The organism is Streptomyces niveiscabiei (genome assembly GCF_001419795.1).
GTDB classification, from domain to species: Bacteria; Actinomycetota; Actinomycetes; order Streptomycetales; family Streptomycetaceae; genus Streptomyces; species Streptomyces niveiscabiei.
Genome location: NZ_LIRL01000029.1, coordinates 14,576 through 35,992 on the forward strand (window position 1 = coordinate 14,576; position 21,417 = coordinate 35,992).

Sequence of the window (21,417 nt, forward strand, 5' to 3'; positions counted from 1 at the left end):
CCCCGACTGGCGGGATGATGATCGGCGTACCGTGCCGAGAAGCGTTCTGGGCGGCTCGTACATGGATGTCGCCGAAGGACGCGAGGGATGTGAGGCTCTCGTAGATCAGGCTCGGCGGGGGCTTGAGGAAGTCGTAGCACTCGGCCCTCCACCCATCGGTGTACTCCTCGTCCAAGTCCCCTCCAGAGCAGTCGAATCCGACAACTCCAGGGAGCCTAGTGAAGGACGGTCAACGTGATGCTCGACGCCGCGGCTGCGGAGCCCACGATCACCGGGGTGCTCGACATGGACCGCACCTGGTTCGGGGACCCGGCCGCGGACTGGACGATCCGCATGGCGCTGGCGAAGCAGGACGAGCGCGTGGCGTTCTGGGAGGCGTACGGGGAGCGGGACCGTTCTCCCGCCGCGGTGTGGCGTTCACTGGTCTACGAGGTCCGCCACCTTGGCGCCGTCCGTCTGGAGCGTCACCGGCTGGGCAACGCCGCCGGGGTGGAGAACACCTACGACGCCATGGCCGCCGTTCTGGCCGATCTGAACTGACGTTCAGCCGGATACGGCCGTGACGGCGACTCTGCGCAGGAGATGGGCGGTGGGCAGGCGCCGGCGGGCTTCGCTTTGCAGTCCGGCGAGCGCGGTGTCCGGGCCCGGGTCGCCGAGCTGGAGCGCGACGCGGTAGATGTTCTGGTAAGTGTCGGTCCAGGCCGGACGGGCGTGGCAGTGCACGGCGGTGAACCCGGCGGCGTGCAGTACCGCGGGCCAGTCGCTGTGGCGGTGCCGTTCGGACAGCCGTGGGGCGCCGGGGCTGAGCGGGTGCCAGCCGGTGACGACGAGACGTCCGCCAGGGCGGAGAATCCGGCGTGCTTCCTGGGCTGCTGCGGCGCGGTCGTCGGCGTACTGGAGAGCGTCGATGGAGACGGCCGCCGACACGCTCGCAGAGGGAAGCCCGGTGGCGGTCAGGTCGTCCACCACGAAGTGCGCCGTGCCTTTCATCGCGTGGGTGCCGGCCCGCTGGCGGGCCTGGTCCACCGCGACCGGCGAGAAGTCGATACCGACCAGGTCGGCGCGTGCCGCGCGGGCCAGCCACAGACCGGGGCCGCCGCGCCCGCATCCGAGATCGGCCAGTACCTCGCCCTCTTCCAGGGCCAGTTCGGCGGCGATGTGGTGCAGCAGGTCGGCACAGAGGAAGGAGAACGGTTCGGCCTCCGGGGGCAGCGCCGGATCGACGATCCGGGCCACCCGGCTGAAGCCTCCGGAACGGGCTTCGCCGTGGAACAGCGCGTCGAACTCGCCCGGCAGGATCACCGACGGGTCCTCTTGCCCGATGTGCGGGGTGTTCGGCTCACGGTGCACGGGTTGCCTCCCTATTCCGGGCCCGGCCCGGGACCGCGGGTGATCCGGCGCAGTGCGACGCGCCGTCGGAGTCGACCACGACGGTGATCCGGGCGAGTAACTGCTCGGCCTGGCGCTCGACGGCGGCGGGATCGGGACCGGTGACGATGAAGTGGCCGAGGCGTCCCCGGTTGGTCTGTGCCGGTCCTACGGTCTGGCCGACGGCCGTGCGCAGGCGGACGTCGGGCACCCCGGGGCCCTCCTTCGGCAGGCCGGTCACCGCGGCCAGGCGGCCGGTGTGAGGGCTGGTCAAGAACCGTACGCTCGCGTACGCGCGTCGGGCCGGGGTGAGGTGCGCGGGGCGGCCGAGGGCGGTGTCCAGGAGTGCTGTCCACGGGGCGATACCCAGTGCGTGCCGCAGGAGGACGCCGATGTGTCCGGCGCCGAGGCGGGCCCCGATCTCGATGACCGAGCACTGCCCGTCCCCGCCGACGATGACCTCGGTGTGCGAGGCGCCGTTGCGGATGCCCACCGCGGTGATCGCCCGTTCCACCTCCTGGTGCACAGCCCGCTCGGTGTCCGGGGGCAGGGCGGCGGGCAGGCTGTGACCGACTTCGACCCGGTGGGCGCCTTGGGTGACGGTCTTCCGGGTGGTACACAGGTGTGTGGTCGTCCCGTGCTGGGTGATCGATTCGACGCTGTACTCGGTGCCCTCGACGTAGTCCTGGACCAGGACGCGCGGGTCGGGTGGCAGGCCGTACATGCCGCGTGGCGAGCGGGCTGCTGTCCGCCAGGCGTCGGCCGCGCGGGCGGGGTCGGTGAGGACGGTGACGCCGGTGGAGCCCGCGCCGTCGGCGGGCTTGATCACGCACGGGAGGGCGATCTCCCCGCTGGCGCGGAGCAGGCGTAGTTCGTCCTCGTCGGTGAGGACGCGGGTGCGGGGCGCGGCGACGCCGTGGAGGGCGAACGCCTCGCTCATGGCGGCCTTGTCGCGGGCCATGGTCGCGCGGGCCGGATCGTTGCCCGGCAGGCCGAGTTCGGCGCACGCCTGTGCGAGCAGTGGTGTGAGGTACTCGTTGGCGGTGAGCACCGCGTCGGCGCCGATCCGGCGGGCGTATCCGACGATGTCCTTCAAGGCGCGGTCGGGGCGGGAGAGGTCGGCCAGCAGGCAGCCGGACAGGAGCCGTCGGAGGCTGGTGCCGTAGGCGGAGTGTGTGGCGGGATCGGTGGCGGCGTGGACCTGGTAGCCGGAGGCGGCGGCGGCCTCGGCGATCTCGCCGGACTCGGGGCCGGTCGCCTCCAGCAGCAGGACGCGGGGCGCGCTCACGCCAGGTAGTCCTCGCGGGTGCCCTCGCGGACCGTGTCGAGGGTGAAGCAGTGGAAGCCTCCGCCGAACAGCCTCCGGTGGCGGTGGCGTACCGGCACGGTGGTGAAGCCCGCCGCGTCGAGGGTCTTGGCCAGGCCGGTGCAGTCCTCGTTGACCAGCACGGTGTTCTCGTCGACGGACAGGACGTTGAGGTCGATGTAGGGGCTGGTGAGGACCAGATCCTCGTAGTCGTCGTAGACCGGGAACGCGCCCGCGTCCGGCTCCGGCGGCACGATGTAGCGCCACGAGCGCAAGCGTTCGGGCATCAGGTCTCGGATGCCGTCGTGCCGGGCCAGGAACACCCCCGGCTTCAGGGCGAGGACCATGCTGTCGATGTGGTTGTCCGCCATCCGCCACACCTGGTGGACGCGGTACCTCTCGCCCAGGTGCCGCTGGAGCCACTCGGCGCCCCGGGCGTGGTTGGCCTGCGCGACGTTGACGACCAGGTCGCGGCCCAGTCGCAGGACCTGCGCGCCGTCCAGCATCATCTCCACGCCGACGTCGTACGGGCTGGGCTGCGGGTCGTCGACGGCCTCGGTCGGCCCGCCCAGGGTGGTCGCGGTGTCGCGCGCGTACGACAGGTCGAAGCTGTTGTCGGTGAGGGTGGGGCGGGGCATCGTCGTCCACCGCGCGCCCGCCTCCCAGTAGCTGGTGAAGACGGGGGCGAGCAGGCGAGTCTCCAGGTAGCGGGAGCGGATCGCGGGCGGCGTTTCGATGAGCTCGTCGCCGAGGATCAGCGTGTTGTCGCGGATGTTCAGCGCCGGGGTGGGGGCGGCCTCCCAGCCCAGGCCCGCGATGGGCGCCGCTTCCGGCGGCAGGGGCAGCGGCCGGTGCACGACGGTCCCGAGCCCGGCGAGGACGGCGGCCAGTGCCTCCACGTCCTCGTGCAGTTCCTCGGCGTACCGCGCCTTGATGGCCCAGCTCTCCCGGTGGCCGGCCGCCGCCTTCGTCAGGCGTGGATAGGCCCAGTCGGAGCGGAAGCCGCTCAGGTTCTCGTGGTGGAACAGCTCGAAGCTGACGTCACGCTCGTGCGACAGGTAGTTGGCGGCGGACCCGACGATGACCTCCTTGAGCGGGGTGAAGTCGTCGTGACTGTTCAGGCGGGGCATGGGGTGTTCCTCTTCTCTCAGGTCTGCGGGACGGGTCAGGAGGCGCGGGGCGCGGCGGTCACATGCCGGTCGGCGAGCGCACGGCCGCGGCGGACCCGCAGAGTCAGGCCCGCGCCATCGCCGTCGGGCTGGAGGGTGCGCTGCTCGCTCCAGCCGGAGAACCGGAACTCCCCGGCGTCGTCGACCGGGACGAGCGCGAAGGTGCGCCCGGCGACCGTCAGGGCGAGGACGCTGTCGGCGTCGCGGTCGATGCGGGCGGGGATGAGGGAGCCGTCCAGCGGGGCGGGTGAGTCGAAGTCCGCGAACCCGGACGGGAGCAGCGCCTCGTACGGCAGCCCGCCGGGCCAGGCGGGAGCCCCGGTGGGGCCGGTGCGGTTGAACAGGACCTCGCCGTGGGCGAGGAACTCCTGCCAGTCGTCCGGGAACCAGGCCGCGAGATCAGCGGTGAGCAGAGCGTCGATCACGACGTGGACCCGGGTGACCGTCGTGCCGGTGTTGCGCACCAGGTGCTCGCGGGAGAAGTCGCCGTACCAGCAGGTGCCCGGCTGCCAGCAGTGTTCGACGCCGTCCAGGACGAGCACCGCGCCCGGATCGGTGACGACGGGGATGTGCAGGCGCACGATGCCCCGGTCCAGCCGGTACTTGGGGTCGCGGTGCGGGTCCGAGACGGCGCCGGGCCCCAGCGCCATCAGCCGCACCGCGTTCAGCGGGGCCGGGACCGAGTCCAGGATCTGCGCGAGGTAGGGCAGTCGGTCGAGCCATCGCGTCGGCGCGAACGGCTTCGGGCTGGGGCCGCCCGGATCGGTGCGTTCCGGATCGCCGCCGAGGCTGCGCAGGGGCAGGACCCGCCAGTCGATCGCGGCTGGCCGGCCCGTCTGCCCGCCGTAGGTGTGGGTGCGCTGCACGTTCCAGGTGTGGGCGGTGACGGCCGCGAGTTCGGCCGCGAGCTTGTCCGCGTCGAAGACGGGGGAGAGTCGGGCGGCCTCGGTGGCCGCGGTGAGGGAGGGGGCATGGGGTGGCTCCCGGGTCAGGAGGAGAAGGACACGGCGCCGGTGGCGACGTGCTGGCTGGCGTCGTAGGTGCCGACGGGCACGGTCGCGAACCGCGCGTCGAGCCGGTCGAACGCGTGCTGGTGGCCCTCGGTGGGGTCGTAGGCGAGGCAGAACACGAACTGCACCGGCTCCCCGGGGGCGAGGGGGATGGCGGGCATCGACACGATCACCCCGGTCCGGGTGGCCGGGTCGTACGTCAGGCCCAGCTCGTCGAGCGCGGCCAGGAACGCGGCGAACGAGGGCACCGCCCAGCTGGGCGGGACGTGGTACTCGACCACCTGCCGGGCCGGGGCGGTGGTGACGTCGACGATGCCCTGGGCGATCGACTGGTAGATGTGCAGGCTGCCGGATACCTGGGCGTTGACCTCGGTGAAGACCACGGCCCCGTCGGGCAGGACCAGGGCGTCCGCGCTCAGGTGGCCGCGGTAGCCGAACGCCCGATAGGCCTCGGCCAGCCGGGCGCCGCCGTCCAGCAGGGCGGTCCGTACCGGCTCGGTGACCCCGTCCAGCGGTACGACCTAGTGGCTCAGGCGTCGCCCGACGTACAGCAAGCGGCCCGTCTCGGTGGCCCGGGTGCCCGCGTCTGCGGCGTAGTGCTCGGAGTACACCGCGTCGGCGCCGGGCGCGAACTCCTCGACGACGACCGGCCACCGGTCGTTCCCGCTCGCCCACGGCCACCGCTCCGCCCAGTACGCGGCGACGCCGTCGACGCCCGGGGCCAGGTGGTGCAGGTGCCGGGCCCCGACGTGGTCCACGGCCATCTCCGCATCGCGCACGAGGAGCTGGTTGCCGACCCCGGCCCCATTGTGGGCCTGCTTGACCACAACCGCCCCCGACGCGGAGCGCTCCAGCAGCGCGCCGGCCGCTTCCGTCGCTTCGGCGCGGCTGCGGCAGACGCGGCCCGGCAGGATCGGCACCCTGGCCGCCGCGGCCAGGGCCCGGAAGTTCGCCTTGTTGTTACCGATCTCCCCGCCGCCCTGCCCGAAGAAGGCCGCCCCGGGGAAGCGGTCAGCCACGCCCAGGGCGTCGACGAGCCGTGCCACGGCGGCCGACGGCCACAGCGCGAACACCTCGCTCACCGCGCCGGCCCCGGCCGGGCCGAGCGCGGTCCGCACCCTGTCCACGAAGGCGGGCACGGTCAGCGAGGCGGGATCGAACAGCCTCTCGTCGTAGGCTCCGGCCGGTGCGACCAGGACGGTCAGCTCCTCGCGCTTCACACCGGTGTGGGCCAGGGCGTGGTCAGCGAACGCCGCGTCCAGCTCGCAGCACAGGATGAGCAGGTCACCGGGTCGGGCGAACCAGAGCAGACGCTGGGGCCAGGCCCGCATGTCGTGGCGCTCACGGATGGACGGATCGATGTGGTTGCCGATGAGGATGCGCACAGCGGACTCCTGAAGGACGGGGGCTGGGGAGGGATCAGACGAGGAGAGCGGCGGGCAGTGTGTCGAAGGCCCGCATGGTCGCCGCCCGGCGCCGTACCCCCTCGCCGGCGGCAGCCAGCCGGGCCGGGTGGTCGTTGAAAGCCGTGACCAGGGCGCGCAGCCCGGCTTGGGCGACGGTCGTCCCGATGCAGGAGTGCGGCCCCCACCCGTAGCCGAGGTGGTGGTTCGGGGTGCGGTCCAGCACCAGGTCGTCCGCCCGTGCGAAGGCGGCCGGGTCGCGGTTGGCCGCCGCGAACAGCGGGACGACCTTTTGCCCCGCCTCGATGCAGACGCCGCCCATCCAGCCGGAGCGCACCGCCGTGCGCGTGGTGCCCTGCACCGGCCCGTCGAAGCGCACCAGCTCGTCCACCCCCGTGGCCAGCAGAGCCCGGTCCCGCATTCGGTCAAGGGCTCCCGGGTGGACGAGGAGGGTGTGCACGGCGTTGCCGATGGCGGCTGCCATCGTGCTGTAGCCGCCCTGGAACATCACCCGTGCCGTGTTCTTCACGTACAGCCGGGTCAGCGCGTCGGAGTCGGGCGCCACCGCCTGCCGTACCCGGGCCAGCAGGCCGGGCCGGGCCGAGGTCGCGAACCAGGAGTCGACCAGGTCGCTCAGCTGCTGGCGGGCGACGCGGCCGGGCTCGACGAGCGCGGGGTCGAGGCCGCCGTCCATGCTCCGCATGATTGCGTCCGACACCGCGGCGAACTCACCGTACGGTGGGGGCTCGACACCCAGCAGATGCGCGACAACCGCCACGGACAGCGGCACCGCGATCTCGGCCACCACATCGAACGGGCCCGCGCCGGCCAACTCGTTGAGCCGCTCGCGCACCAGGAGGCGGGCACGGTCCTCGACCCCGGTCAGGTCCTGGGCGCGCAGCGCGGTCATGAACAGAGAGCGCACCGCGTTCTGCCGGGGCGGGTCGAGGGTCTGCACGCTCAAGGACGGCTCAGGCACCGTGCCCCCGGTGCGCCGCGGGTCACGGGCGAACGTCACGTGGTCGCGCAGCACCCGCACGCAGTCCGCGTACCGCGTCAGCGCCCACGAATCCATGCCCGCGTGCCAGAACACCGGTACGTGCTCACGCAGTTCGGACAGCACCGGGTAGGGGTCGCGCAGGATCTCCGCGTCCAAGGGGTCGTAACGGTCGGTCACAGACGGCATCGCGGGTCCTTCCGGAGCGGGAAGGGCGGGCCCGCCTCATCGGACGGGCCCGCCCGGACTTCTCGGGCTCAGTGGTCGTACGACATGGCAGCCCCTCCCTGTACCTCGGTGACGGCGGGCGTACGGCGTTGGTGACGGTTCCGATCGGCCCTCGCCCGACGAACGGGGGGAGACACAGCCCGGCGGGCGGGACAAGGCCATAAGGAACGGTCGTCGCCGCGCTCCGCCCGATCACGCGGGGTGCCGGGCGGAACACGACGAGTACAGCGGTCACCGGCCTCGGCGCCCAGAGGAAATCCCTATCCCCGCCCTATCCCCGGTCTCCTCGAACACCTCTCCCCGCCGCGGAGCGGGTGGTGCAATGGGCGGGTGGACAACGAAATCCGCCACCCCCTCGCGCACGCCAGGAACGAGCGCGGATGGCCACAGGAAGAACTGGCCCGACGCATCCGGCAGGCCGCCAAGCGCCGCGGCCTGCGCTCGGGCACCAGAGGGTCACGGGTCTCCAAGTGGGAGACCGGCCGGGCCACCCCCGACGAAGACGAATCCCAGCCGCTCATCGCCGAGGTCCTCGGTATCGACTACGCGGCCGTCGCCCATCTCGGCTGGCCCCACTGGCTCCCGGGCCAGGACAGACCGCTGCCCCTCGGCCCGCACAACGCCGTCCCCTCACTCCGAGAGGCCCTGATGTCCTCCCTGGACCGCCGGTCGTTCATCGCCTACACCAGCGGCTCGCTGGCCGTTCTGGCGTATCAGTGGGCCGCCACCGAGCCCGGCCGGTTCGCGCATTTCGCCGCGCCCGGCGAAGTCGACGCCGAGATGCTCGACTGGCTGGAGGCGACCGGGACGGAGCTGATCCGCCTCGCCACCGAACGCAGGCACCGCACCCGTCATCTGCTGGGCGCGCACCTGACCACAGTCACCGAGTTCATCAGCGAGTCCCGCTACACCCCCGCCGCCGGGCAGCGGCTGCACACCCTGGCCGCCTCCCTCTCGCAGGCCATCGCCTGGCAGCACTTCGACGAACGCCGCCACGCCTCCGCCGGCCGCTTCTGGCACGCCGCCCTCCACAACGCCCACACCGCGCACCAGCGCGACCTCAGCGCGGGCATCCTGTCCGACCTCGCGTACCAGTTGCTGTGGCTGGGGGACTCCCGCGCCGCGGCCGACATCCTCGAACATGCCATCCCCCGCACCCAGCACCCCGCCGCGCGGTCCCTCCTCCACCTGCGCCAGGCCCGCGCCCTCGCCGCCCTCAACGAGGGCGGCCTGTGCCGCAGGGCCCTCACCGCCGCTGAGAAGGCACTCGACACCCCGTCGTGCGACCCCGCACCCGCCTGGTGCTCGTGGATGTCAACTGCGGTTATGCGGTCTGTCAACCTGTTCCAGCCCGGAAGTGTCTCAAGGCTTTCCTGCTGCCTAGCTGACGTCAACGTGCGTCAGCTCGACCGTCTGGGAGCGCTCAAAGACGCACAGGCTCGCCGGTGGCCCGGTCCGCGGTATCAGGATCCTGAACCGTCGGAGGCGTCCGACACATCGATCGCTCCGGCGGGAGGGCTGGCGACCGTGCGGACGGTCCACTGGGTCCGGTCGGCATCCCAGGCCACGAGTACCCATGCACCGTCTTCGCGGCTCAGGCGCGCTCGGGCGAGCGCACGTGCCTCGGCAACGGAGACGGAGGTGGGCACCTGGAGGATCGTCCGGGCCCGCACGTCGGCCAGCACCAACTCGTTGCTGGTGGCCACCTGCTGCTCCGCGTCGCGGCGCTGGTCCGAGCGGAACAGGTCACGCACCCGGGTGTAGAGATCGTCGCCCGCCCGTGTCGCCATCGCCTGAATGAAGGGAATCAGAGCCGATCCGGCGAGGGCGGCCAGCAGCATCTCCGCCAGACCGCGGGTGCCGTCGGGAAGCTGATGCTCTGCACTGCGTTCACACGTGGGGGTGTTCTCTTGTGCCGTCACCGGACCATCGTGCCACGGCAGTTCTCGATCTCGCGGACGTTCGGTCCGCCAGCTGGTACCTATGGTGATGCAGCCGATGGTGCACGCGCTCTGTTCGGGCGCTACCCCGCTCAACTCGAAATAACCGGGAACACATGACCCACTCCGACGACAAGATCCAGGACAACGTCGAGCAACTCACCTCCCACGCGTACTGGGCCCTCAAGAACGGAAGAGAGGATCTGTACACGGAATGCGCGGAGGGGATGCGTGCGTACGTCCGGGTGTTTCCCGTCGGCCACTCCCTGCGTCCCATGGTTCTCGACCACCTGGGCATGATGCTCGGACTCCGCTACCAGCACTGTGGCGATGTAGCTGCGCTGACCGAGGGCTTGGCGGTGCAAGGTGAGGCCGTCAGGATGACGCCGTCGGACGACCGGCTCCACCTCGCGAAACGGCGCCTGTCGTACGGCAACAAGCTGCACAGTCTCCATCGGGAGACACGTGACCCGGCGCATCTGGACAGGGCAGTTGACGAACTAGTCCAGGCCGTGACCGACTGGCCGGAGGGAGAAGGCGCGGAGGGCGAATTCCCACTGGCGCGCAACAGCCTCCTCACGGCTCTGATCGCACGCAGCCGGGTCAGGTCGACGGCCACGGTCATCGAGGAAACGGTGTCAGCGCTGCGTAAGGCTTCGGAGGCCCACCCGAGTGATCCCGTGTTGCACGCCCGCCACGCCGACTGGATCTTCGCCGGTCTCTTCGACCACCGCTGCGGCGACCTCGGCGTGGACCGCGCCGTGGAATCCGTACGCCGTACAACGGCCGACGCCGCCGGAGGGCCGGAACCGTACGTCCGGCTCCTGCATTACGCCTCCTTGGCGGTCAGACTCCAACACGAGAACGCTCACCCCCAGACGACGCCAGGGGAAGGACACACCGCACGCCTGGAGGAAGCACTTTCCTTCCTGGACACGGCGCTGGGCCTGGTTACGAACGAGCAATCCCGTTCCACGTGCCAGTGGGACCAGAGCGCGATCCGCCTCGACCTGTACTGGGCAACCGGCCTCCGCAAGCACCTCGACCGGGCGATCGACGACCTGGACCACGCCCTCCAGGTAGGCGCGCTGCCTCCGGCGCACATCGCGGAAGGCCGTGCGCTGCTCGGCGGCGCCCTGATGACCTGTTACCTCAGACACGAGGACACGCGCGCGCTCGCCCGGGCCGCGACAGCCTGGCACCGCGCACTGCTCAGCGTGGAACTGCCCTCCCCTCAGCGGGAGAGCGTGGAGCTCAGTCTGCGCCAAGCACTCGAGCACCTCCACCACGCGGGCATGGACACCACCGTGCGGAGTGCACTCCCAAGGCAGCCGGCCCGGGCACCCGCATCCGACGCGGAGGTTCACCGTGCCGCTGTACTCGGCATGCCCCTCGGCAGTGAACTGCTCCAGCAGCGTGTCCTCGCTTTGCTCGCAGTGCTGTGGCACCAGCTGACCTCGTCCGAGGGCAAGGTCGGCAGTCACCTCCGCGAGGACTCCGCCACCGTCGCCCGATGGGCCCTCCGACTCGTGCCCACAGGACACCCGCAGCGTGCCGACACGGCCGGCAAAGCGGCCGACATCTTGTACGGCAGCTCTGTCGAGCGCAACCGCAGGGTCGAGCTGGCGGAGGCGGTGGAGTTGTACCGGTGCGCCGCACGCGAAGCCGCCCCCGGAGACGGCAAGCGCCTTGACTATCTCAAGCAGCTCGTCCTGACCCTGGATGACCTCCGCCTGGCCACCGCCCAGTCGTCGTTGCGCACCGAGGCGATCGAGGCCGTGCGCGAACTCCGGGCAGCGACCCAGCCGGGCTCGGCGGACCAGGCCGAGGCGGCCGGTGTGCTGGCGCAGTTGCTGATCGACCGCTTCTACGACACAGGTGACTCGACCGACCTGGACGAGGCGACCCTCGTGCTCCACGGCGCAGCCAAGTCGGGCCCTGCCGAACTGCGCATCGCGTTGCGGCGGAAGCTCGCCTCGGCGCAGCGGGCCCGCGCCCGCATCCACAACGATTCCCCCTACGACGAGTTCCTAGCGCTCTTCGCGCTTCAGCAGGCACGGAATCTCGAAAACGAGTCGGCAGCGGGCGCTGCGACCCGGCGTTATCCACTGGCCGAGCGGCTCCGGCTGGGAATCAGTTCCGTCGACGAGTCACTCGCCGCCCTACACGGCCTGTTGCCGACAGTCTCCCCCCACGATGAGGAGGCACTCGAATTTCTGGAACTGCTCGTTTGGGACCTCCGTCCTGTGCTGGCGGAGAACTCCCCGCACACCGACGCCCTGGACGTTGTCATCCGCGCACGCGAGTTCCTCCTGGGACACTCCAAGCAGCCCGCCCGTTCGCCCGCCCGTGCCTCGAACCAGGCCGCCCTCGCCTGGCACCTGCACAGGCGCTTCGAGCGGAGCCGTGACGAACGGGACCGGATCCGGGCGCACGAGTTGATGCGCGAGGCAGCCGGCAATCTCCTGCTCTCGCCTGAAGCGAGGGTGAGCTGCGCGGAGCAACTCGGGATCTGGTCGGCACAAGAGGGGGACTGGCCCCGTGCGGCACGGGACCTACGCGACGCGATCGGCCTGCTGCCCCGTATGCTCCCCCGGCAGGTACCCCGCGACGACCTGGAACGCGGACTGTCACAGACCTCCGGGATGACGGCCGAGGCCACCGCGGCCGCACTGCACTGCGGTGATCCTGGCAGCGCTCTGGAGATGCTGGAACAGGGGCGCGCCATCCTGCACACGTACGCCATGCAGACCCGGCAGGAACTGGTTACGGTGGCCGCCGCCGCCCCGCGACTGGCGGAGGAGATGCAGTCCGTCGGCGAACGGCTTAGCAGTGCCAGGTGGAACGAACCCTTCGGAGCCGACAAACTCTCTGCGGACGACCGTCACCGCCTCGCGATGCGCTGGGAGGAACTGGCCCGAGAAGCGCGTCAACTGCCCGGCTGCTCGGAGCTGTTCGCCCCCGTCCGCGCACCAGCCCTGCTCGCCGCACCCGAAGGAGCCGATCCTGAGGGGGTGGTGGTCATCCCGAACGTCAGCCGTACCCGCTGCGACGCCCTGGTGATCCGGGCGGGCGAGCTGACGTCGATTCCCTTGCCCGACGTGACCGTGGAAACGCTGCACGAGCGCGTCCTGCAATTCACGGAGACCCTTCCGTTCGCCAACGTCAACACAGATGACGAGTCCGCCCAGGTCATGGTGCAGGCACCATTGCGTGAGGTGCTGGAGTGGATGTGGCACGCTCTGGCCCACCCCGTGCTGGAGCATCTGGGCCTCACCGGCGCCCCGGCCGCCGGACGTCCCCTGCCCCGCCTGTGGTGGGTACCGACCGGTCTGTTCTCCTTCTTGCCGCTGCACGCCGCCGGAGTGAGCGGGGTCCCCGGAGACAGCGTGCTGGACTGGGCCATTTCCTCCTACACGGTCAGTGTGCAGGCCCTCCGCAACACGCAGCGGACCCCGCGGCGGCCGGGCACGGAGGGCGCCCAGGGCCCTCGGCTGCTCGCTGTGGGCACCGTCGGCCCGGACACCGCGTCAGAACGACTGAGCACCCCACGCATGCTCAAGGAGACCCTCGAAGTCACACGTCACTTCCACGACCCGGTCGTGCTCCAGGGATCCGCGGCCACGCGCGCCGACGTCACCGCGGCGCTGCAGTCTTGCACCTGGGCGCACTTCGCATGCCACGGCGTGAGCAATCCGCACCGGCCCAGCGCCAGTTACCTGCAACTGCACGACGAAGAGCTGGGCATCGCTGCTCTCGCGCGGCTGCACCTCCCACACGCCGAACTCGTGTACCTGTCCGCGTGCGAGACCGCCAGCGGCGGATGGGCCCTCGCCGACGAAGGCATCACCCTCGCCGCAGCGTGCCAGTTATCCGGATTCAAACACGCCCTCGCATCGATGTGGCCGGTTCTCGACAGCACGTCCGCCGACACAGCCCGCCTCTTCTACCACCACCTGGCCGCCAGCCCTCACCACCTGGCACCGGCCTCGGCGCTCCACCAGACGCAACTGACCCTTCGAGAGCGCTATCCCCTGCTGCCGACGCGCTGGGCCCCGTACCTGCACGTAGGCCCATGACCTCAGATCGCCCGACCGCCGAAGAGCCCCGGGCCTGACTTGCTCGTCCGGTGCAGCGGGGGCGGCGGGGCGATCGGATGATCACGTCGTTCGCTTGAGGAGCAGGTCGCCGCAGCGAATTCCAGGGGGCGTTATTTGGCCAGGGCGCGGCGTCTGATCTTGAGGGAGAGTTCGCCCGTGGTCATAGTGAAGGTGGGTGAACCGCCCCGGGTTCGTTAGAGATCTCAGATTGTGGTTTTGACCTGGGGTTTCGTGTATTCCATGTAGTGGTTGGCCTCGTATTCGACGGGCGGAACGTGGCCTATCTCACCGTGGAGCCTGCGGTGGTTGTACCAGTCGACCCACTCGGCGGTAGCCAACTCGACTTGGGAGAGTGTCTTCCAGGGCCGCTGGGGTTTGATCAACTCGGTCTTGAACAGGCCGATCGTCGACTCCATCAGGGCGTTGTCGTAGGCGTCGCCGACCGAGCCGATGGAGGCGGCGATGCCGGCCGCGTCCAGGTGCTCGGCGAGCTTGAACGACGTGTACTGCGACCCGGCGTCCGAGTGATGGATCAACTCGCCTGGCTGCACTGGGCGTTGATCCCGGTCGCGTTGCCAGACGGCCATCTCGAGAGCGTCCAGGACGAAGACGGTCTCCTTCACGGTGGCCGCCGACCAGCCGACGATCCGGCGGGAGAAGGTGTCCACGACGAACGCGACATAGACGGTCGCGGACCACGTCTTCACATGGGTGAAGTCCGCCACCCAGCACCGGTTCGGAGCGGCGGCGACGAAGTCGCGGTCGACCAGGTCAGGGGCTCGCTCAGCCTGCCCGCCGGGGACCGTGGTGATGACGCGCTTGCCGCGCACCGCTCCCTGGATACCGAGCTCGCGCATCAGGCGCTCGACGGTGCAGCGGGCCACTGAGTGTCCCTGCCGGTTCAGCTCGCGCCAGATCTTCCGGGCGCCGTAGACGCGGTAGTTGGACGTGTAGACCCCCTGGATCCGCTCTTTGAGTTCCTCATCGCGCACGGATGTCGGCGTACACACGATCGTGGCCCTGGCAAGATTTTCGTGAAGCGGGGGCGTGCTCCCGTGCGCCGATGACGCTCCGTCACCGATAGCGGGATGGTCGGCGAGTGTGATGACCTCGTACGAACTGTGGCTCCGCACCTGGACGCGGTGCAGGTGGAGCGGGTGTGGTCGGCGGGAGGCGTGGTCCGAGTCGCTGCCCGCACCCGCGAGTTGGCGGTAGTGTGCCCGGACTGCGGCCTCGGGTCGACGCGGGTACACAGTCGCTACTGGCGCGTGCTTGCCGACGTCGCAATCGGCGGACGGCCGGTGCTGGTCAGACTGTCGGTGCGGCGGCTGTTCTGCGATGCTCCGGGCTGTGGCCGACGGACGTTCGCCGAGCAGGTCGAGGGGCTGACGGTGCGCTACCAGCGTCGCAGTCCGCTGCTGCAGGACCTGGTGGAGGCAGCCGGGGTACTGCTGGCCGGCCGCGGGGGTGCCCGACTACTGCACATCCTCAAGGCGCCGCTGTCACGGACGAGTGTGCTGTTCCACGTGATGCGCATGCCGCTCCCGTCGGCACCGACGCCGCGAGTGCTGGGCGTGGACGACTTCGCGCTGTACGCGGACGTCTACGGCACGCTGCTGGTGGATGCCGACACGCGGCTGCCCATCGAGTTGTGGGCCGGACGCGACGCCGAGCAACTCGCTGCCTGGCTGCGCGATCATGCAGGCGTCGAGGTGGTGTGCCGCGACGGCTCGCTCACCTATCGTCAGGGCATCACCGACGGAGCCCCGGCCGCGGTCCAGGTCAGCGACCGCTTCCACCTCTGGCAGGGGCTGTCGAAACGGGTGTCGGACATCGCCGCCGCCCACCGTGGATGCCTGTCCGCCGCGGTGCCTGAACCCGAATCGGCCGCACCTCCAACGCCGCCGGCGGAACGGTCCGAGGTGGCCGATACTCGGGCTCGCCGCCATGCCAAGCGGCTGTTCGAGGCGGTGCACGCGGTTACCGGTACCGGCCGCTCGCTCAGCGCCATGGCCCGCGAGCTGGGCCTGAACCGGCGCACGGTGGCCAAGTACGCACGCGCGGCCACCTGGCAGGAGTGCGTACGCCGCACCCCTCCGCGGCGAAGCACCAGCCTCGATCCCTACCTGGAATATCTGCGGCAGCGGTGGGACGAGGGCGAGCACACCGCGACGGTGCTGCACCGGGAGATCACTGCCAAGGGCTACCAAGGTCACTACCAGCGAGTCAAGATGGCCATCGCACCACTACGCCGCGGGCTGCCGATCGACACGCCGCACGAGCGACCGCCCTCGCCCCGCCAGGTCGCCCGATGGATCACCACCACACCGTCCCGGCGCGGCCTGCACGCCACCGATGCCCTCCGGCGGCTCCTTGAACACTGCCCGGAACTGGACCGAACCCACGGCCTGGTGCGGCAGTTCGCGGCCATGCTCGATGCCCACGACGCCGCCCCGCTGCCCGGCTGGCTCGAACAACTCACGGCCTCCCGCCTCCCGGCCCTGTCCGGCCTCGCCAAGGCTCTCCGCGAGGACCAGGCCGCCGTCGTGCAGGGGATCACCACCCCGTTCAACTCCGGCGTCAACGAAGGCCGCATCACAGACCTCAAGCTACAGAAAAGGATCATGGCGGGCCGAGCCGGCGTTCCACTCCTCCGTCAACGCGTCGTCCTCATGGCCCACCTCCGGCGCCGCTATCGGTGACGGAGCGTCATCGGCGCACGGGAGCACGCCCCCGCTTCACGAAAATCTTGCCAGGGCCACGATCGTCCCCGGTCGCGTACGAGTGAAAAGGGACGCTTGAGGGTGCGGTGAATCGTGGTGCCCGGCACTCTGCTGCTTGTCCGGTGAAGGGTGGCGGAGGGCGGTGGCGCGGTGGTTTTGGACCCGCAGCGCTGGCTGGAACTGCGGCGGTTCCGTGCTCTGGTCGAGTCAGGAGCGGTCAGTCTGACGGAGGTGGCCAGGGAGACTGGGCTGGACCGCAAGACGGTCCGCAAGTATCTGTCGAGCACGGCGGCGTCGGTGCCGCCGAGGCGGACGTCGAATGGACGGCCTCGGAAGAAGGCGGTCGACGAGGTTGCGCCGTTGATCGACGCGATGCTGCGGGCAGAGATCCTCATCAAGGGTGCCGTGGTGCACGAGCGTCTGGTGAAGGAGTACGGCTCGACGATCAACTATCAGCGGGTCAAGCTGTATCTGCAGGAGGCCCGGCCGCGTGTCGCGGGTGAACTGGGGATCGGGCCGCGGGAGTTGGCGGGTATGCACCGCCGCTTCGAGGTGGTTCCCGGGGCCCAGGCTCAGGTCGACTGGGGTGATGAAGGCAAGATCCTCGCCCACCTGGGAGTCCCGAAGGTCTACTCGTTCCATATGGTGCTGTCGTACTCGCGCGACCCGTTCTGCTGCTTCACCACGAGCCAGGACCTGCAGACCTTCTTCGACTGCCACCGGCGGGCGTTTGCGCACTTCGGCGGGGTGCCGATGTCGATCGTCTACGACCGGACCAAGACCGTTGTGCGCCGGCACGTCGCCCCGGGCGAGGCGGTGCCTCTGCATCCGGAAGCGGTCGGCTTCGCAGGCCACTACGACTTCGACATCGACGTGCTGGCCGCCTACAGGCCCACCGGGAAGGGCCGGGTCGAACGCCAGGTGTTGATCGTGCGTGATCACGTGCTGGCCGGGCGCGCGTTCTCCTCGCTCGAGGAACTGGATGCCGCCTTCATGGCGTGGGTGCCGCAGCGACGCGCCCGCACCCACGCCACCCACCACGAGGTCATCGGGCACCGGGCCGCCCGGGATCACGCCGCCCTCAAGCCGTTGCCGCCGTCGCCCTATCTGGTGGCCGAGCGGCATCTGCGGCCGGTCGGCAAGGACTGCCTGGTCGCGTTCGGCGGGAACCTCTACTCGGTGCCCGCCCGCAAGGTCCGCCCACGTCAGCTGGTCGAGATCAGGGCGACGAAGTCCCAGGTCATGCTGCACACGACCGTTCCCGATGCCAGCGGCGAGACCCTGCTGTCCAGCCATCCGCGGGCGGTCGGCCGCGGCGTGGTTGTCAAGCAGGACGAGCACTGGGACGGCCTGCCGACCGGCAGGAACCGCCGCACCACGACTGGCGACGAGCCACCACCATCGCGGAGCGAGTCCTCCGCGTCCGGTCGCATCGGGCCGTTGCAGGCCCTGCTGAACCGGTCCGCCGCAACCCAGATCGAGGTCGGGAGGCGGCCCCTGTCGGTCTATGACGAACTGACCGGCACCCGGCCCTTCACCACCAACTCCCCGACGAAGGAGCCGTCTTGAGCGAGCTGACCGGCAACCGCATCCGCACCACGGCCGGCAAGCTCGGCCTGCCCCACCTCGCGGAAACCATCAACGAGTACACCCGCCGGGCCGACGAGGCGAAGATGGGCTACCTCGACTTCCTCGACCTGGTCCTGTCCGAAGAACTCGCCGTCCGCGACGACCGACGCTTCCGCCAGGGCCTGCGACTGTCCAAACTGCCGCACCACAAGACGCTGGACGAGTACGACTTCTCCTTCCAGCCCGAGCTCGACCCGCGCAAGGTCAAAGACCTCGCCAGCCTCTCCTTCGTCGACAGCAAGGCGAACGCCGCCCTGCTGGGGCCGCCCGGGGTGGGCAAGACGCACATCGCCGTCGCCCTCGCGGTCGCGGCCTGCCGGGCCGGCTACTCGATCTACTTCACCAGCCTCGACGACATGGTCCGCAACCTGAAGGCCGCCGAGTCGGCCGGACGGCTCGTCAACAAACTCGGCACCTATCTGCGGCCGAGCGTCCTCGTGGTCGACGAGGTGGGCTACCAGCCCCTCGAACGCGCCGAGGCGAACCTGGTCTTCCAGGTGATCTCCAAGCGCTACGAGAAGGGCTCGATCATCCTGACCTCGAACAAGACCTTCAGCGAATGGGGCCAGGTCTTCGGCGACGAGGTCCTCGCCACCGCCATCCTCGACCGGCTCCTGCACCACTGCGAAGTGATCGCGATCAACGGCCCGAGCTACCGGCTCAAGAACCGCCTCCAGGCCATTGAGCGAGAGACCGACGTGGCCTAGCAACTGGGGACGTTCAAACGTACCGGCCCGGCCCGAAGGGAGAGTACGCCGACAACGGAACGGGCGGAGGGCGTTTGGAGGCGTTTCTTGTGGGCGTAGTAGGTGGAAGGGGCGATCTTGCAGTCGTGCTCGGTGAGCGTTCTGCAGATCGGCTCGACGCCGCCGAAGCGGTCCCGGTGCTCGTCGATGAACGCTACGAGCGCGTGTGTGGCCGGTCGAGCTCGGCCGCGAAGAAACTTGCCGCGGCCTTCAGGATCTCGTTGGCCCGCTTGAGTTCGGCGTTCTCTTTCTTCAACGCCTTCAGCTGGGCGGACTCCTCCGTTGTTGTCCCCGGACGCGTCCCCGCGTCGACCTCGTGCTGCTTCACCCAGTTCCGCAGAGTCTCGCGGGAGCCGATGTCGAGCTTGTCAGCCACCGCCTGCAGGGCGGCTGTCTCGTTCGGGTAGTCGTCGCGCACCTCGGCGACCATGCGCACCGCACGACGGCGGAGCTCAAGCGGGTAACGGGAAGGTCGTGCCATGACTCGATCCTTTCATGAAATCGAGTCTCCATTCGAGCCGGGGCGGTTCAGCAGTCCGCATCCAACGACCCCAACCCGCCAACCCGTAAAGCAACGGCATTGGGTCTAAGAGTGTGTCTCACGTGGTGAGGTTGGTTAGCTTTTTGTAGCAGGTCTTGTGTCCTGAACATGAAAGGGAGTTGGTTGTAGGGCAGCTTCTGGAAATGGTGCTGTGCGGAAGATGAAGGATTTGTGGCCCTTTGGCGTCGCCCTGCGGGGGGAGGCGTTAAACCGCCTCATGCTGCATTGGTTGAAGACCGTTGTGGTGAGCGATGAGGAAAAGGCGTCGTGGGAGACGTCAGGTGGGGACCGGGAAGACGAACGCGAGTGAATCGCTGCTGACGTTTCGAAATATAAACAGACGACATCGAAACCGGGGTGTGGCCTGAACTCCGGGATGAGCCTGGCGGGTGCCCGTCTATTGGCCAGGCGGTGTCCGGCATGTAGGCGACGTGAGTCCGGTCTGCGGCTTCCGCATGGAACAGGAGAAGGCGTGTCCCGATACTGCCCTGCCCTCGCGGCGGGCGAGAGGGAGTACCCCAAGCAGCAGACACTGCGAGGGGCTGAGTACCGACGCGGGGTGCGCTGGCGGACCGGCTCGTAGTAGCGATGAAGCCCCTGTAATGGGGGCAGAGCGAAGGGGCCGGGTCGTTCGTGACTGTGTTGATCGCATCAACCGGATGTCGTCCGGGAGGAGTTCGGTGGACCAGTTGAATTCTCAGATCAAGCCGTTTGATATTTCCAAGTGGGAAATCAAGGAAGCGTGGGAGGAAGTCAGGGCGAACAAGGGAGCGCCGGGAGTGGACGGGCAGAGTATCGCCGACTTTGAGAAGGACCTGAAGAACAACCTCTATCGGGTCTGGAACAGGATGTCGTCGGGCTCCTACTTTCCTCCTCCGGTGCGGGCGGTGGCTATCCCCAAGCCGCATGGAGACGGCGAGAGAATTCTAGGAATTCCTGCTGTCTCTGATCGTGTGGCTCAGACCGTAGTGGTCCGTCATCTGATGCGAAGGGTGGAGCCTGTTTTCCATCCGGACAGCTTCGGATACCGGCCCGGACGGTCCGCCTTGGACGCGGTGGAGAAGTGCCGGGAACGCTGCTGGAAACGGGACTGGGTGGTGGAGTTCGACATTGCCAAGTTCTTCGACAGCGTGCCCTGGGACCTCCTGGTCAAGGCGGTGGAGGCGCATACCGACGCCGTTTGGGTGAAGTTGTATGTTGATCGGTGGCTCCGCGCGCCGCTTCAACTACCCGACGGTTCCCTGCTGGAACGGGAGTGCGGGACGCCCCAAGGCGCTCCGGTTTCTCCTGTTTTGGCGAACCTGTTCCTGCACTACACGTTCGACGCCTGGATGGCTCGGGAGTTCCCGGCCGTCTGGTTCGAGCGGTATGCAGACGATGCGGTGCTGCACTGCGTCACCGAGCGCCAGGCCCGCGAGGTGCTGGCCGCGCTCACGGACAGGATGGCCGAGGTCGGGCTGCAACTGCACCCGGCCAAAACCCGGATTGTGTACTGCCGGGACGGACGTCGCCAACGTGCCTTTGAGCACACGACGTTCACGTTCCTCGGGTACACGTTCCGCGCCAGGCGCAACCGGAGTCGGCACGGGAACCTGTTCCTGTCATTCGGGCCGGCGGTCAGCAAGGACGCCCTGAAGAAGATGGGGCGGGAGGTGCGGTCCTGGCACCTGCACACCCGCTCAGAACTGTCTTTCCATGAGCTCGCCCGCAGGATCAACCCTGTCGTGGCGGGATGGATCAACTACTACGGCCGGTTCCGGCCCTGGGAGCTGCATCCCTTCTTGATGCGCATCAACGCCTACCTGGTGCGCTGGATCCGCCAGAAGTACAAGCGACTCGCGGCCAAGCGGAGGGCCATCGCGAAGATGCAGGAGATCGCCCGGCGATATCCCCGCATGTTCGCGCACTGGCGCTGCACCATCGTGGCCGTTGCGATCTGACGATCAGAACGACAAGAGCCGTATGACGGGCGACTGTCACGTACGGATCTGTGAGAGCCGAGGGGTGAGATTCCCCTCGGCTACTCGGCAGTGCGGCCGCGAGACCGAGGAAGCCGAGAAAGTGCGTGCCCTTCCGCTCGTACCGGACGGTGAGGCGGCGGTAGCCGAAGAGCCAGGAGATCGACCTTTCGATCTTCCAGCGGTGTCGGCCGAGCCGCTCGCTGGATTCGATTCCCGGTCGGGCGATGCGGGGGACGATGCCGTGGCTGCGCAGCCACCGCAGGTGCTCGGCGGAGTGGTAGGCCTTGTCCGCGCGG

At 69.3% G+C, this 21,417-nt stretch carries 15 protein-coding genes and 2 pseudogenes; 7 read left to right on the forward strand and 10 right to left on the reverse strand.

Annotated features, from left to right (window positions below; all coding sequences use genetic code 11):
• Positions 1-234 precede the first annotated feature (234 nt).
• Positions 235-540, forward strand: coding sequence for a hypothetical protein (locus AOK24_RS01825; protein WP_193555083.1), 306 nt, complete (start codon positions 235-237; stop codon positions 538-540).
• Positions 541-543: 3 nt separating this feature from the next.
• On the opposite strand, the gene AOK24_RS01830 is transcribed toward AOK24_RS01825, so the two are convergent.
• From AOK24_RS01830 to AOK24_RS01860, 7 genes are all read right to left on the reverse strand, one after another.
• Positions 544-1,350, reverse strand: coding sequence for a class I SAM-dependent methyltransferase (locus tag AOK24_RS01830; protein ID WP_055718264.1), 807 nt, complete (start codon positions 1,348-1,350; stop codon positions 544-546).
• Positions 1,340-2,656, reverse strand: coding sequence for an ATP-grasp domain-containing protein (locus AOK24_RS01835; RefSeq protein ID WP_055718265.1), 1,317 nt, complete (start codon positions 2,654-2,656; stop codon positions 1,340-1,342). Before AOK24_RS01835 ends, AOK24_RS01830 begins: the two co-directional genes overlap by 11 nt.
• Positions 2,653-3,804, reverse strand: a complete 1,152-nt coding sequence (locus AOK24_RS01840; RefSeq protein ID WP_055718266.1) for a hypothetical protein — start codon at positions 3,802-3,804, stop codon at positions 2,653-2,655. The genes AOK24_RS01835 and AOK24_RS01840 overlap by 4 nt, the downstream gene beginning before the upstream one ends.
• Positions 3,805-3,839: 35 nt before the next feature.
• On the reverse strand, positions 3,840-4,835 hold the full coding sequence (locus AOK24_RS50140) for an aspartyl/asparaginyl beta-hydroxylase domain-containing protein (protein ID WP_063799371.1): 996 nt from the start codon (positions 4,833-4,835) through the stop codon (positions 3,840-3,842).
• Positions 4,832-5,236, reverse strand: coding sequence for a peptide ligase PGM1-related protein (locus AOK24_RS01850; protein WP_055718268.1), 405 nt, complete (start codon positions 5,234-5,236; stop codon positions 4,832-4,834). Before AOK24_RS01850 ends, AOK24_RS50140 begins: the two co-directional genes overlap by 4 nt.
• A 138-nt stretch (positions 5,237-5,374) precedes the next feature.
• A complete protein-coding gene (locus AOK24_RS01855) occupies positions 5,375-6,238 on the reverse strand; it encodes a preATP grasp domain-containing protein (RefSeq protein ID WP_055718269.1) in 864 nt (287 codons plus the stop codon).
• A gap of 34 nt (positions 6,239-6,272) precedes the next feature.
• Positions 6,273-7,442: a cytochrome P450 gene (locus AOK24_RS01860; protein ID WP_055718270.1), complete on the reverse strand. Its 1,170-nt coding sequence runs from the start codon at positions 7,440-7,442 to the stop codon at positions 6,273-6,275.
• A 369-nt stretch (positions 7,443-7,811) separates the two neighbouring features.
• Here AOK24_RS01860 and AOK24_RS01865 point away from each other — a divergent pair, with 369 nt between their 5' ends.
• Positions 7,812-9,245, forward strand: coding sequence for a helix-turn-helix domain-containing protein (locus AOK24_RS01865; protein ID WP_055718271.1), 1,434 nt, complete (start codon positions 7,812-7,814; stop codon positions 9,243-9,245).
• Positions 9,246-9,537: 292 nt separating this feature from the next.
• Positions 9,538-13,500: a CHAT domain-containing protein gene (locus AOK24_RS01870; RefSeq protein WP_055718272.1), complete on the forward strand. Its 3,963-nt coding sequence runs from the start codon at positions 9,538-9,540 to the stop codon at positions 13,498-13,500.
• A 224-nt stretch (positions 13,501-13,724) separates the two neighbouring features.
• Here AOK24_RS01870 and AOK24_RS01875 read toward each other — a convergent pair whose 3' ends face one another.
• Positions 13,725-14,513, reverse strand: a complete 789-nt coding sequence (locus AOK24_RS01875) for an IS3 family transposase (protein WP_159051768.1) — start codon at positions 14,511-14,513, stop codon at positions 13,725-13,727.
• A gap of 96 nt (positions 14,514-14,609) precedes the next feature.
• On the opposite strand from AOK24_RS01875, the gene AOK24_RS45285 reads away from it, so the two are divergent.
• The 3 genes from AOK24_RS45285 to istB all read left to right on the forward strand — a co-directional run bounded on the left by AOK24_RS45285 (position 14,610) and on the right by istB (position 18,580).
• Positions 14,610-16,223: an ISL3 family transposase gene (locus AOK24_RS45285; RefSeq protein ID WP_206191129.1), complete on the forward strand. Its 1,614-nt coding sequence runs from the start codon at positions 14,610-14,612 to the stop codon at positions 16,221-16,223.
• A gap of 150 nt (positions 16,224-16,373) precedes the next feature.
• Positions 16,374-17,813, forward strand: coding sequence for an IS21 family transposase (gene istA / locus AOK24_RS01885; RefSeq protein ID WP_107103873.1), 1,440 nt, complete (start codon positions 16,374-16,376; stop codon positions 17,811-17,813).
• Complete coding sequence (istB, locus tag AOK24_RS01890; protein WP_055718274.1) at positions 17,810-18,580, forward strand: IS21-like element helper ATPase IstB; 771 nt, start codon at positions 17,810-17,812, stop codon at positions 18,578-18,580. The genes istA and istB overlap by 4 nt, the downstream gene beginning before the upstream one ends.
• 80 nt (positions 18,581-18,660) lie before the next feature.
• Here the strand turns inward: istB and AOK24_RS01895 are convergent.
• Positions 18,661-19,100 (reverse strand): annotated as a pseudogene (locus tag AOK24_RS01895) (transposase); the annotation flags it as partial.
• 740 nt (positions 19,101-19,840) lie between these two features.
• On the opposite strand from AOK24_RS01895, the gene ltrA reads away from it, so the two are divergent.
• On the forward strand, positions 19,841-21,100 hold the full coding sequence (gene ltrA, locus AOK24_RS01900; RefSeq protein WP_055718276.1) for a group II intron reverse transcriptase/maturase: 1,260 nt from the start codon (positions 19,841-19,843) through the stop codon (positions 21,098-21,100).
• 88 nt (positions 21,101-21,188) lie between these two features.
• Here the strand turns inward: ltrA and AOK24_RS50145 are convergent.
• Positions 21,189-21,417 (reverse strand): annotated as a pseudogene (locus AOK24_RS50145) (transposase); the annotation flags it as partial.